This window comes from Micromonospora sp. NPDC005367 (genome assembly GCF_040606825.1).
In the GTDB taxonomy this organism is placed as follows: Bacteria; Actinomycetota; Actinomycetes; order Mycobacteriales; family Micromonosporaceae; genus Micromonospora.
Genome location: NZ_JBEXFP010000012.1, coordinates 74207 through 86915, shown reverse-complemented (window position 1 = coordinate 86915; position 12709 = coordinate 74207). Strand labels below are relative to the sequence as shown.

13 protein-coding genes and 1 pseudogene are annotated in these 12709 nt (G+C 71.8%); 7 read left to right on the top strand and 7 right to left on the bottom strand.

What is annotated here, in order from left to right; translation table 11 throughout:
* Window positions 1-151: 151 nt before the first annotated feature.
* From ABZS42_RS11470 to ABZS42_RS11445, 6 genes and pseudogenes are all read left to right on the top strand, one after another.
* Window positions 152-472, top strand: a pseudogene (locus ABZS42_RS11470) (MarR family winged helix-turn-helix transcriptional regulator); the annotation flags it as partial.
* Window positions 473-911: 439 nt separating this feature from the next.
* Window positions 912-1286: a hypothetical protein gene (locus ABZS42_RS11465; protein ID WP_355144153.1), complete on the top strand. Its 375-nt coding sequence runs from the start codon at window positions 912-914 to the stop codon at window positions 1284-1286.
* A gap of 272 nt (window positions 1287-1558) precedes the next feature.
* Window positions 1559-2353: a hypothetical protein gene (locus tag ABZS42_RS11460; protein ID WP_355144151.1), complete on the top strand. Its 795-nt coding sequence runs from the start codon at window positions 1559-1561 to the stop codon at window positions 2351-2353.
* A gap of 150 nt (window positions 2354-2503) precedes the next feature.
* Complete coding sequence (locus ABZS42_RS11455; RefSeq protein ID WP_355144149.1) at window positions 2504-2848, top strand: YkvA family protein; 345 nt, start codon at window positions 2504-2506, stop codon at window positions 2846-2848.
* A 30-nt stretch (window positions 2849-2878) separates the two neighbouring features.
* Window positions 2879-3286 carry a TIGR03618 family F420-dependent PPOX class oxidoreductase gene (locus ABZS42_RS11450; RefSeq protein WP_355144147.1) on the top strand — a complete coding sequence of 136 codons (408 nt, stop codon included), beginning with the start codon at window positions 2879-2881 and terminating at the stop codon, window positions 3284-3286.
* A gap of 646 nt (window positions 3287-3932) precedes the next feature.
* Complete coding sequence (locus tag ABZS42_RS11445) at window positions 3933-4652, top strand: C39 family peptidase (protein ID WP_355144145.1); 720 nt, start codon at window positions 3933-3935, stop codon at window positions 4650-4652.
* 8 nt (window positions 4653-4660) lie between these two features.
* Here ABZS42_RS11445 and ABZS42_RS11440 read toward each other — a convergent pair whose 3' ends face one another.
* From ABZS42_RS11440 to ABZS42_RS11430, 3 genes are all read right to left on the bottom strand, one after another.
* Window positions 4661-6004 (bottom strand): FUSC family protein, encoded by a 1344-nt coding sequence (locus ABZS42_RS11440; protein WP_355144143.1) that lies wholly within the window; start codon window positions 6002-6004, stop codon window positions 4661-4663.
* A gap of 170 nt (window positions 6005-6174) precedes the next feature.
* A complete protein-coding gene (locus ABZS42_RS11435; RefSeq protein WP_355144141.1) occupies window positions 6175-6357 on the bottom strand; it encodes an antitoxin in 183 nt (60 codons plus the stop codon).
* A gap of 65 nt (window positions 6358-6422) precedes the next feature.
* Window positions 6423-7070: an alpha/beta family hydrolase gene (locus ABZS42_RS11430; RefSeq protein WP_355144139.1), complete on the bottom strand. Its 648-nt coding sequence runs from the start codon at window positions 7068-7070 to the stop codon at window positions 6423-6425.
* Between the two features lie 223 nt (window positions 7071-7293).
* Between ABZS42_RS11430 and ABZS42_RS11425 the strand changes: the two genes are divergently transcribed.
* Window positions 7294-7494: a hypothetical protein gene (locus tag ABZS42_RS11425; RefSeq protein ID WP_355144137.1), complete on the top strand. Its 201-nt coding sequence runs from the start codon at window positions 7294-7296 to the stop codon at window positions 7492-7494.
* A gap of 46 nt (window positions 7495-7540) precedes the next feature.
* Here the strand turns inward: ABZS42_RS11425 and ABZS42_RS11420 are convergent, their stop codons facing one another.
* The 4 genes from ABZS42_RS11420 to ABZS42_RS11405 form a co-directional block, all read right to left on the bottom strand.
* Window positions 7541-9913: a glycoside hydrolase family 65 protein gene (locus ABZS42_RS11420; RefSeq protein WP_355144135.1), complete on the bottom strand. Its 2373-nt coding sequence runs from the start codon at window positions 9911-9913 to the stop codon at window positions 7541-7543.
* Window positions 9910-10662 carry an HAD-IA family hydrolase gene (locus ABZS42_RS11415; protein WP_355144133.1) on the bottom strand — a complete coding sequence of 251 codons (753 nt, stop codon included), beginning with the start codon at window positions 10660-10662 and terminating at the stop codon, window positions 9910-9912. Before ABZS42_RS11415 ends, ABZS42_RS11420 begins: the two co-directional genes overlap by 4 nt.
* An 84-nt stretch (window positions 10663-10746) precedes the next feature.
* A complete protein-coding gene (locus ABZS42_RS11410; RefSeq protein ID WP_355144131.1) occupies window positions 10747-11211 on the bottom strand; it encodes a DUF4442 domain-containing protein in 465 nt (154 codons plus the stop codon).
* An 84-nt stretch (window positions 11212-11295) separates the two neighbouring features.
* Window positions 11296-12594, bottom strand: a complete 1299-nt coding sequence (locus ABZS42_RS11405) for an ABC transporter ATP-binding protein (protein ID WP_355144129.1) — start codon at window positions 12592-12594, stop codon at window positions 11296-11298.
* Window positions 12595-12709: the final 115 nt, after the last annotated feature.

Below are 12709 nucleotides of genomic sequence, written 5' to 3'. Positions count from 1 at the left end.
ACCCGTCGTCGGCCGATGCTCGTCCCTTGATCGACTCGGCTTCCTTGATGTCGCGGTGTCCCGGATGCGCCGATGCCCCAACTTCAAGGAAGCCGGGTTGATCAGGCGTCCACGGATCGATGGAACCGGATGGCCGGGCTCGGGCCCTACGATGACGGCCATGGCGACGACCGAGAGCGGGTACGGCAGTCCCCGGAATTGGACTTTCCTTACCAATCACGGACACGTGCTGCTGGCCATCGCCCGCAACCCCACCGCACGACTGCGGGACGTCGCCCACGAGGTGGGGGTCACCGAGCGGGCCGCCCACGCGATCGTCGCCGACCTGGAGGCCGGCGGTTACCTCAGCCGGACCCGGGTGGGGCGTCGCAACGAGTACACGCTCAACCCGGCCGGCCGGTTCCGCCATCCGGCCGAGGCCGACCAGGAGGTGGGCGCCCTGCTCGCCCTCTTCACCGAGCTGCCCGCCACAACCGACACCGGCACGACGACCGCCAGCACGACCGACACCGGCACGACGGATGCCAGCCGGACCGACACCGGCATGACGGACACCAGCGGGACCGAGGCCGGCGCCACGGTCACCAGCAAGACCGATACCAGCACGACCGACGGCAGCCGAACCTCGACCGGCACGAGCGGGACCGGCAGCACGAGCGGGACCGCCGGCACGAGCGGGACCGCCGGCACGAGCGGGACCGCCGGCACGAGCGGGACCGGCAGCACGAGCGGGACCGCCGGCACGAGCGGGACCGGCAGCACCGACACCGGCGACGGGACCGGGAAGCCCTCGGGCGAGAACGGGTAGGCCCAGCCGCCGCCGTCCGTCCAAACCAGAGGGGTGGGCACGGTCACGTGGTCCGGCGCCCCGCCGTGCTGCGCCGGGCCGCCGCGAGCGATAGATTGGTCACGTGTTGTCCGTAGCGTCCGCTCGCCCCACCTGGCGGGCCGCGCTGCGTTCGTTGGGCAAGATGACCCGCCTTGCCGTGGCCGCGCTCGCGCTCGCCGTCGGTCTCGGTGCCGCCGCCTCAGCACCGGCCGGGCCCCCGGCCACCGTCGCCCAACTGCAGCCCAACGTGGTCAGCAGCCAGGTCGAAGTGCTGCGGCCCGAGGTCGCGCCGGTGGCCGAGCGGCTGTCCCCGACGGACACCACCGTGCGTCGTCCGGTCCGCGGGCCGATCTTCGCCGCACCGGCCGCCGGCACCATGTCGCCGACGCCGGAAGCCTCCACGGCCCTGGACGCCGGCCGGGACACGCCCGGTCGCCGCGGTCCGCCGCTCGCCTGACCCGAGGGTCATCCGCCCCGGATCCGAGGCACGCATCGACCGATGCCACTCCCGGCCTCGGCTCACGGGATCGAACGGCCCGTCGCTCCAGCCCTGCGGCTGCCGACCCCCGTGCCGTACCGGATGCCCGCCGCGCACCGCACCGCACCGGACCCGACCGGACCGGCCGGCGGAGGTGGCGCGACGTCGGATCGAACCCTCCGCCCAATCGTCATTCCGCTCACCAGCGGGTCAGATCGTCCACTTCCGACACCGACCACGAGGTGCAGATGATGCAGACCGTTTTCTCCACCGTCCTACCCGACGTGCCCCGCGCCGCCGTGATCTGGCTGAGTTTGCTCGCCGTCGTGGGCGTCGCCGTCGCCGCCCTGCTGCTCCGGCCGGGCCGGCTCGCGATCGACGCCGCCAAGCGGGTCCGGAGCGCAGCCATGCCGAGCCCGCTCGAATTCGCCGAGGAGAAGCGCGAGCGGACCCGCTACTCGCAGGAGGTCGCCGTGGCCGCCGAGCGGGCCACCGCCACCGCGCAACGACGGCGCTCGGAGTGGCTCACCGCGCAGGACGCGGTCGAGGTGGCTTGGCAGGCGTACGAGGCCGCCGAGGCGGACGTACGCCGGCTGAGCGCCGCCGCTGCCATGCCGCTGCCGCGTACCGCCCGCACGCCGTCCGAGTACGTCGACCGCGAGCGATACCTGCACCGCGCGGCGCTGGACGCGTACTGGCAGCGGGAACTCTCCGTCGAGCAGCTCAGCGACGTGTTCGCGCACCGCAACGGCTGGGACCCGCGGCTGCACCCGGTGGAACAGGAGTTGGTGCTGCGCCGGGCGGTACGCGACAACCTCCTCGCCCGTCACCAGGCGGCACGGGAACAGGAGCAGGCCGCGTGGCGGGAGGCCGAACGCGCTGTCGCGGCGGCCCGGAGCCTGCGGGAGGAGGCGTTCGCCGCCACCGGCCGCCGGGCCGAGGACGCTCAGTCGGTGCTGCCGCTGAGCGAGGTCGCCCAGCCGGCGGAGCAGACGTGGGAGAACCAGGTCGTGGCGCGGGGCCGGGCGGCCGTGCCGGCGTACTGAGCGGCGCTGCCGCCGGGAGATGACCCTCGGGTCGCCGGGTCCGGGTGGGCGCGGTGGGCAGGTGGTGAAGGCCGGGCATCGTCGACCGGTCTGTGGTGGTCGACATCCCGGCATCGGGTGGGCTGGGTCCGATTGGGTTAGCGTGACGGCATGTCCCGGGAAGCGTGGATCGTCGTCCTCGTCATCGCTGGCATCGTGCTGCTCGCGGCGCTGGTCGGCGCCGTGGTGCTGGCCGTCCGCGTGGTACGGATGCATCGCCTGCTCACCTCGCTCGGCTCGGAAGGCAAGGTGGCTCTCTACGGCGCGCTCCTCTACACGATCTTCCCGATCGACCTGCTGCCCGACCCGATCTACCTGGACGACATGGGCATCCTCGCCGGCACGCTGTTCTACCTCACCCGGTTGGTCCAGAAGCACCGGGCGGCCGCCCGCCAGCTACCGGGTCAGCCGTACGCTCCTCCGGGGCCTGGGCACGACCGCCGGCCCGTTCGCTGATCGGCCGACGGCGGGAGACGGGGGACGGAGATGCCGGGGGTGCGCCTGTTGGACGTACGTGACGATCGGGTCGTCGCCTTCTGCCGCGAACGGCACCTCGCCACGCTCACCACGCTTCGCCCGGACGGCACGCCGCACGTGGTGCCGGTCGGGGTGACCCTGGACCCGGCGTCCGGCCTCGCCCGGGTGATCACCTCGGCCGCTTCCCGCAAGGCTCGGCACGTCGCCGCTGCCGGCCCTCAGGGCGCACCGGTGGCGCTCTGCCACGTCGACGGCCGCCGCTGGCTGACCATCGAGGGTCGCGCGGTCGTACGGACCGACGAGGCCGCGGTCGCCGAGGCGGAACGTCGGTACGCCGAGCGTTATCGGACCCCGCGTCCCAATCCGGAGCGGGTCGTCGTCGAGGTCACCGTCACCCGGGTACTGGGCAGTTTGTGAACGATGCCGCACGTCGCGCCACGCCCGCGCGCTGCGCCGCACCGTCACCCGCGCGCCGGACCATTCCACGTGCGCGCCGCACCAACGCATGCGCCACACCATCACGCGCGCCCGCACCATCGCCGTGGACCGCGAGATTGCCTGTGCGCCGCAAGATCGCGCGTGCGCCGCGATCGCGTGTGCGCCGCGATCGCGTGTGCGCCGCGATCGCGTGTGCGCGACAAGATCGCGTGTGCGCGACAAGATCGCGTGTGCGCGACAAGATCGCGCTTCATCTAGGAAATAGTGGCCTCCCTGCGATCGGAGGCCACTATTTCCCTGTTGCAGCGCGATCTTGTCGCGCGATCTTGTCGTGCGATCTTGACGGAACGCGACGCCGACAGCGTGTGACACGAGGGACGCCCGTTCGCGGGACGCCGAAAAGTGCGTGCGGGGACGCCGAAAAGTGCGTGCGGGGACGCCGAAAGTGCGTAACGGGACGCCGGCACCGGGTCGCCGGACGCCGGAATGCCGGCCGGAGCAGGGCCGTTACAACCCCGGGACGCCCGTGGGCCGTACGGGCCGGGCGTCGTTCTGTAGCTGAGCCGAGCCCCCTCCTGGTGCTTGCGCTTCCGCGGAGGCGCTACCCCCGATTGGAGCCCGACCCATGAATCCGGTTCTTCACAAGAGCGGCCTCTCCGTGGCCGGCCTGCTGGTCGCCGGCGGGTGCGCGCTGGGTCCCGCAGTGGCCGCACACGCCGCTCCGCCCCAGAGCGGCCCGATCACGACCGGCGGGCCCCAGAGCGGCCCGATCACGACCGTCCCGCCCCAGAGCAACCCGGCCAAGGGCGCACAGGCCGACAAGGGTGGCCACGACCGGCGGGCCGAGCGCCTCGTGCGCGTGGACTACCAGGCCCAGCCGAACTTCTTCTACTGCGGACCCGCCGCGACGCGGATCGCGCTCTCCGCGCAGGGCAAGGAGATCTCGCAGGACGACGTCGCCGCGCTGCTGGGCACCACCGAGGCGGGCACCCCGTCCGCCCTGGACACCACCCGGGTGCTCAATCAGCTGACCGGTGGCAAGTACCGGACCACCGAGATTCCGGACTCGACGGCCAAGCCGAACGAGGTGGAGCGTCTGCGTACCGATGCGATGACGGCGCTCGACGACGGCCGCCCGGTGGTGGCGAACGTCAAGGGCACGGCCGTGGACGCCAACGGCGTTCCGCACTCGTACGAGGGTGGCCACTACGTGACCCTGATCGGCTACCGGGACGGTGGCGACAACATCCAGATCGCCGACCCGGCCGACCCGGCCGACGGCGAGTACTGGATGCCACTCGTCAAGGTCGCCAACTGGATCGCGGAGCGCGGCTACTCCGCCTGATCCGAGCATCACCGTGCCGGGCTGCTCCTACCGGGGCGCGCGGTGCTCCGCACCTTGCCGGCCCGCTTGCCGGTACGCAACGAGGACCGACGGGACAGCCGGGCGTCCCTGGTGGAGAAGTCCCGCCGGGCGGCCCGGTGCAGCCGGCGGTGCATCAACGGACGGATCGATCGCTGCCCGGCACCGGCCGCCGTACGGACGAGCCGGTTCGCTTCGGCGGGCTCGTAACCGGTGGCCCGGAGCAGGTCGCTGGCGCTGGCCCGGAGATCGGTGGTCAGGGTGTCGCCGAACGAGTGGACGCCCTGTGCCCAAGCCCGGCCGGCGAGGTTGGCGGATTCCAGGATGAGGGCCCGGGTTCGGTCGGGTTTGTTGTCGAGTCGGCACTCGTCGCGCATCTTCAGCACCGATTCGGACAGCCGCACGAAGGCGCCAGGCAGCTCGTCCGGAATGGGTTCCTTGTACTGAATGGCGGTCGCCGAACGTCTCGCCATGACCCGGACGTTCAGCGCCAGCCGTTCGACATGTTGCAGGCTGCGGGCGTACCGGTGGAACTGTCTCCGGCGGTGCCAGCGTGCCGGGGCCAGCGTGACCACCTCCTCCGCCCCGCTCAGCGCCTCGTTCAACCGGCCGATGTCGGCTTCGAGGCCACGCACCCGCTCCAAGGCTCGGATCGACCGATCCGCGTCACGCCGGCGGAGGGCGACGCCGATCTCACCGAGTTGGTCCGCGACCGTCGAGAAGACCGGTGACGCCGCCCGATCCAGCACCCGGATCGGGTTGACCGGCAGCAGCAGCACGACGACGACCAGACCGACGCCGCCCCCGATCAGCGCGTCGAAGATCCGGGGAAGTTCGAGGTTTCCCTCCGCCGGGGTCAGTGTGGAGATCAGGACGGCCGTACCACCCGCCTGACCGACCAGCGCGCTGCCCCGGCCGGCCACCAGCAGCGCGGTCACGATCGCCAGGCCCACCACCAGCCCGGTCTGCCAGGCACCGACACCGAGGAAGTAGCGCAGCAGGTCGCCGATCACGATGCCGAGCCCGACCCCGCCCAGCAACTCGAAGGTGCGGCGGGCACGCTGCCCGATCGCGGAGGCGATGGTGGCGACCGCGGCCGCCGGGGCGAACACGTGCATGCCGCTGCCGAACAACTTCTGCGCGATGAGGGTGGCGAGCGCCGCGGCGAACCCGGCCTGCACCGCGATCACGAGGATGACCTCCAGCTGGCGCATCCGCGCCTTGCTCTCCTCGCCACCGCGGCGCCGGGCGTGCCTGAGGTGCTTGCCGCTCTGCGCGGCAGCCATGCCTAGTGGCGACCGTTCGGAGTCCTGGTCAGGACGGTCGTCGGTCATGACGGTAGTTACCCCGCCCGGGACCGGCGAATCGTTGGCCGTGGCGGCTCTTGCCCCACGACCAACGACTTGGGCGACCCGCCGCCCCGCGACGTCCGGGCAGGCGGGTCCGGGCGAACAGGACTTTCCCGGGGTGCCGTGACACGGCACCCCGGGAACGGCGTTTCCGCTCAGCGCGCCTGGTCGCCCTCACCGGTACGCGCCTGGGTCCGGTCGACGGCCTTGTCGATCTGGTCGTCGTACTTGCCGCCGGTGCGTTTGTTGGCCATCTCGCCGCCCTTTTCCAGCCCTCGGTCGACCTGCTTGTCGTGCTTGTTCACGAGATCCTTGGCCTTGTCCATGAAGTCGCTCACGGCGTATCCTCCTCGGTCCGGGCATCGAACCTGATGTCTTCCCAGGGCCCGCGGCGGCAAACTGGTCAGCGGGTGAGGTGCCTGGTCAACCAGTCGCCGGCCGCGGCGGTGACCTGGTCGAGGGTGCCGGGTTCCTCGAAGAGGTGGGTGGCGCCGTTCACGATGTGCAGCTCGACCGTGCCGGGTAGTTGGCCACTCGCCTGCTCGTTGAGGGCGATCACCTCGTCGTCGAGGCCGCCCACGAGCAACAGGGTCGGGGCGCGTACCGCGGCGAGCGCGGAATGGGCCAGGTCCGGTCGTCCCCCGCGGGAGACCACCGCATTCACCTGCGCGGGCCGGGCCGCCGCGCAGACCAGTGCCGCGGCGGCGCCGGTGCTGGCACCGAAGAGCCCGATCGGAAGGCCGCGTGTCCCCTCCGCGGTGCCCAGCCAGTCGACGATCGCGGCCAACCGGTCGGCGAGCAGTTCGATGTCGAAGCGCAGCTCGGCGGTACGGGAGTCCACCGCGTCCTCGGCCGGCGTGAGCAGGTCGACCAGCACGGTGCCGAGCGCGCGTTGGTTGAGTTCGCGGGCGACCGCGACGTTGCGGGGGCTGTGCCGGGAGCTGCCACTGCCGTGCGCGAAGAGCACCACCCCGACGGGATCGGCGGGGAGGACCACATCGGCCACCAGCTCCACGTTTCTGACCGGAATCGTCGCCTCACGCACGTCCATGTCCAGACCTCCGCCCGCGCGGGCCGCTGCGCCCGGCGGGGACCGTCTTACCCCGCCGGGCGCAGCGCAAGCCTGCCGTGCCGGGCACCGCGGCCCCGACCGCGCCCTGCCGGCACCGCCCCCGCGCCGGCCGTGGCGTTTGTCGACGGGCGCGTCGGGTAGCCGACGATCGACCGCAGACCGTGTCGGCGCAGCCGCGCCCCGACGGATCGCGAGGATCACCATGGCCCAGCAGCGGCAGACGTCCCGGCAGCAACAGGCGTCCCGACATAAGCAGAGGTCCGAGGAGGAAAGCCGGCTAGAGTCGGCCGAACGCAACAAGGACTGGGCGGACAACGCCGCCCACGCGCGTACGGCCGACGATCCCCGGGCGATGGCACCGCGTGACTCGGGAGGCCACCCCTCGACGGGTGACCGTTTCTGACCTGAGCATCACGGTCGGGGTGGGACGGTCCCACCCCGACCGCGCGTCACGCCTCGGTCTCCGGTAGCCGGAGCAGCGGCTGCCGGCCGGGCGGTTGCTCCGGGGTCGGCCCGGCGGGATGCTCCGCGGGAATCGGCACCGTCACCGGCTCGTCGCAGGTGACCCGGACAACCTCTCCGTGGTGGCGCAGTTCGATCACATCGTCCTGGTCGCCGTGGCGCAACGCGTACGTCGTCTGGTGGGGGCGCACGTCCACCCGCAGTCGCCGGCCCCGCCAGAGGAGCGAGAACTCGAGGCGGTTCAGCGTGCTGGAGAGCCGGGGTGCGAACGACAACGTGCCGTCGTGGTCGCGTAGCCCACCGAACCCGGCCACCAGCGCGATCCAGGCACCGGCGAGCGAGGCCATGTGCACACCGTCGCGGGTGTTCTCGTTCAGGTCGTGCAGATCCATCAGTGCGGCTTCGCGGAGGTAGCTGTGCGCCAGCTCCGGGTGACCGACCTCGACGGCCAGCACCGCCTGGGTGCAGGCCGACAGTGACGAGTCCCGCACCGTACGGCGCTCGTAGTAGAGGAAGTTCCGCAGCTTCTGCTCCGGGGTGAACGCGTCACCCCGCCAGTGCATGGCAAGCACCAGGTCCGCCTGCTTGACGACCTGTTTCCGGTACAGGTCGAAGTACGGATAGTGCAGCAGCAGCGGGTACTTCTCCGACGGGGTGTGCAGGAAGTCCCACTCCTGGAGCCGGGTGAACCCCTCCACCTGCTGGTGCACGTCGACGTCGTCGTCGTACGGGACGTGCATGTCCGACGCGGCGTCCCGCCAGCTGGCCGCCTCTTCGTCGGTGACGCCGAGGCGCACCGCGTCGTCACGGTAGCGGTTCACCAGCTCGGCCGCGAAGAGCAGGTTCCGCTGCGCCATCAGGTTGGTGTAGGCGTTGTCGTTCTTGACCGCCGTGTACTCGTCCGGCCCGGTCACCCCGTCGATGTGGAACTTGCCGTGCCGGTCGTGGTGGCCGATGGAGCGCCACAGCCGGGCGGTCTCCACCAGCAGTTCCAGGCCGATCTCACGCTCCAGCTGTTCGTCCCCGGTGGCCAGCACGTACCGGCGCAGCGCGTCGGCGATGTCGGCCCCGATGTGGAACGCCGCGGTGCCCGCGGGCCAGTATCCGGAGGATTCCGGTCCCTCGATCGTCCGCCAGGGGAACGCCGCGCCCTTCAGGTTCAACGTCTGGGCCCGCTCCCGGGCCGAATCGAGGGTCCCGTGCCGCCAGTGCAGCGCGTCGCGGACCGCACTCGGCTGGGTGTACGTGAGCACCGGCAGCACGAACATCTCGGTGTCCCAGAACGCGTGCCCGTCGTACCCCGGGCCAGTGAGCCCCTTGGCCGAGATCGGCCTGCGTTCGGCGCGGGCGCCGGCCTGGAGCACGTGGAAGAGGCCGAAACGGACGGCCTGTTGCACCTCCGGGTCACCCTCGACCCGGACGTCCGACGCGTCCCAGAACTCGTCCAGGTAGGCCCGCTGGTCACGGCAGAGCCCGTCCCAACCGTCGAGCCGTGCGGCGGCCAGCGCCGCGCCGACCTGGTCACGCAGCGCCGGCAACGACCGTCGGCTGGACCAGCCATACGCCAGGTACTTGACCACCCTCAGCTTCTCGCCCGGTCGGAGCACGCAGCCGATCGTGGTGCGGACCCAGTCCTCGTACCCTTCGGACTCGATGCTCGTACGCTCGGGCCCGTACACCTCGTGATCCATGGCGGCGGCGACCCGCAGCCCGGAGACCTTGGTCCGGTGGACGAGCAGACCGCCGTCGTTGGCGGTCAGCTCCTCCTCGGCCTGCAGCGGCGATTCGAGCACCGCGGCCACCCGGGGGTCGCGGCTCTGCGCCGGCAGCGACTCGTTCGCGACCAGCTCCGACTGGAGGATCAGCCGCAGCGGGTCGCCGACCGCCTCCACCTCGTAGTGGATCGCGGCCACCGATCGCTGGGTGAACGAGACCAGCCGCGTGGTGCGGACCTTGACCTCACGGCCGGACGGCGAACGCCAGTGCACCTCCCGGTACAGGGTCCCGGCGCGCATGTCGAGGGTGCGCTCGTGGGCGAGCACCTCGCCGTAGCGGACGTCGAGCGGCTCGTCGTCGACCAGCAGCCGGATCAGCTTGCCGTTGGTCACGTTGACGATGGTCTGGCCGGACTCGGGGAAGCCGTAGCCGGCCTCCGCGTACGGCAACGGGCGCAGCTCGTAGAAGGAGTTCAGGTAGGTGCCGGGCAGGCCGTGCGGCTCCCCCTCGTCCAGGTTTCCACGTAGCCCGATGTGGCCGTTGGAGAGCGCGAAGACCGACTCGGACTGGGCCAGCACGTCCATGTCCAGCCGGATTTCCCGTACGTGCCACGGATCGACCGGATAGGCCCGCTCCCTGATCATGCGTCGTGCCCTTCGTCGAGCAGCTCGGACAGATCTCGAACCACGACGTCGGCACCGTGCGCGCGCAACGCGTCTGCCTGGCCCACCCGGTCGACCCCCACCACGTATCCGAAGCCACCGGCACGGCCGGCGGCCACACCGGAAAGCGCGTCCTCGAAGACGGCCGCCCGCGACGGGTCGACGCCGAGTGCCCGCGCCCCGGCGAGGAAGGTGTCCGGTTGCGGTTTGCCGCGCAGGTTCTCCGCGCGGGCGACCAGGCCGTCCACCCGCGCCTCGATCAGCGGTTCCAAGCCGGCGGCGGCGACCACCTCGCGGCCGTTGGCGCTCGCCGTGACCACGGCCCGCCGCAGCCCGGCGGCGGCCGCCGCCTTCACGTACCTCACCGAGCCCGGGTAGACGTCCACACCACGCGTGCGCAGCTCGTGCAGGAGCAGGACGTTCTTGCGGTTGCCGATCCCGTTCACCGTCTCCGTCTCGGGCGGGTCGTCCGGCGAACCCTCCGGGAGGTCGATCCCCCGGGAGGCCAGGAACGTCCGTACACCGTCCGCGCGGGGCCGCCCGTCGACGTAGCGGTTGTAGTCGGGTCCGGGGTCGAACGGCCGGTACGGCTCCCCGGTGGCGGTGGCCCGCTGTCGCAGGAACGCGTTGAACGTCTCGGTCCAGGCCGCGTTGTGTACCCGGGCGGTCTGCGTCAGCACACCGTCAAGATCGAAGAGGCAGGCGGTCACATCTGCAGGCAGGCCCAACACGTTCCGAATCTAACCACCCGAACGGGCCGACAAACCCGTTTCCGGGCCGTCGAGATCCGCTTGGGCCGTTCATTGGGACGTGGATCACTGCCGGCGCAGGGTCCAGATCACGGTCATCTCGGCGGTCGGGACGCCGTCGTCGGTGCTGATCTCGACCTGGACCGGGAACTCCGGGCGCTCGCCGGCATCCAGCTCGGCGACCACCTCGGCGGGCGGGCGACCCAGCCGCGCGGTGGCGCGTACCGGCCCGAGGGCCAGCTTGCGGTACGCGATGTCCGCCCGGACGGCCAGCGGCACCGCGCGGTCGAGCAGCTGCCCGAACGCGGCCAGCACCACCGCGCCGGAGGCGGTCTCGCCGAGGGTGAAGATGGCCCCGGCGTGGGGGCCGCCGACGTGGTTGTGGGTGGCCGACGTGTCGGGCAACCGAAGGACGGCCCGGACCCCACCCTCCGCTTCGGGGGCGATCTCAAGGAACTCGAAACCGAGCGTGCGGGCGAAGGGCACGGCCTCGAGCATCCCGGCCGCCACCTGGCGTGAGTCGATGGACATGGCGAGACGCTACTCCCGGGTAGTTACCCCGACAAGCCCGACCGCGGCCGCGAGGGTGAGTCGTGCTGCCATCCCCCGCGCCGCCTACCGCCAGCCGACGTCGATCCGGTCGCCGCGCTCGTCGAAGAAGTGCAGCGCGTCCATGCGCACCCGGACGGAGAGCGGGTGCCCGCTGGACACCGCCGGATACGGGGCGAGGCGTACTGCCAGCTCGGCCGTACGCCGGGCGTGCCGACCGGGATCGGGCAGCACGCTGGCCCGGGCGCGACCGGCTGCCGGTTCGGGAGTCTCCGCCGGCTTGCCGGCGAGCCGCTGCACCACCTGACCGAAGCGGCGCCGCCCGCGCTGACCGACGTCCCCGGGCGCGCCGCGGCTGCCCATCTCGTCCACCACGACCGCGGTCGCGCCGATGTCGAGGTAGGCCATCGACTCGTGCCCATGGTGTTCCAGGTAGCGGACCCGGCCGTGGAGCACGTCGCCCGGGTCGTCCGGGGCGACCGGGGTGAGCGCCTCGGCCCGCATCCCGACCACGATCCGCTCGCCGTGGTAGTGCGCCACGGCGCGGCTGCGGATGTCGTCCCAGGGCAGGTAGAGCGCCTGCTCGCCGAGGGTCAGCGTCACGTAGCGGTCGAGGTGGACGTAGACCGACGCCTCCAGCAGGTTCATCCGCGGGCTGCCCAGGAACGCGGCCACGTAGAGCGTGGCCGGTCGGCCGTAGACCTGGGTGGGCGTGCCGACGTCCTGGAGCACGCCGCGGCGCATGATGGCGACCCGGTCGGCCATCGTGAGCGCCTCGGCCTGGTCGTGCGTGACGTAGATGGTGGTGACGCCCAGCTCGCGGGTCAGGCCGGAGATTTCGGCGCGCAGCTCGGCACGGAGCCCGCTGTCCAGGTTGGACAGCGGCTCGTCCATCAGGAACAGCCGCGGCCGGCGGATGATTGCCCGGCCCATCGCCACCCGCTGCCGCTGCCCGCCGGAGAGCTGGCCGGGCCGCCGGCCGAGTACGTCGCCGATGCCGAGCGCGCCCGCCACGTCGGTGACCCGCTCACCACGAGCGTCCGGCTCCATACCGGCGAGCCGCAGCGGGAAGGCGATGTTGTCGCCGACCGTCATGTGCGGGTAGAGCGCGAAGTCCTGGAAGACCATGGCGACGCCCCGGTTGCGCGGCGACAGGTCGTTGGCCGGTTCGCCGCCGAGCATGACCGCGCCCCGGGTCGGGTCCTCCAGGCCGGCGACCATCCGCAGCACGGTCGACTTGCCGCACCCGGACGGGCCGAGCAGCACCATGAACTCACCGTCGTCGACGTCGAGGTTGACGCTGTCGACGGCGACGGTGCCGTCCCGGAAGACCTTGGTGACATCCTTCAGCGCGACGGTGGTCACCGCCACCTCCCCCAGTCGTCCGGCCGAACCCGAATGACTGTGACGAAGATCATGACACGAGCACATCGGGTGAACGTGCCAAGTTCGCTCAGTGACGACGCGGTGACGGAGCATC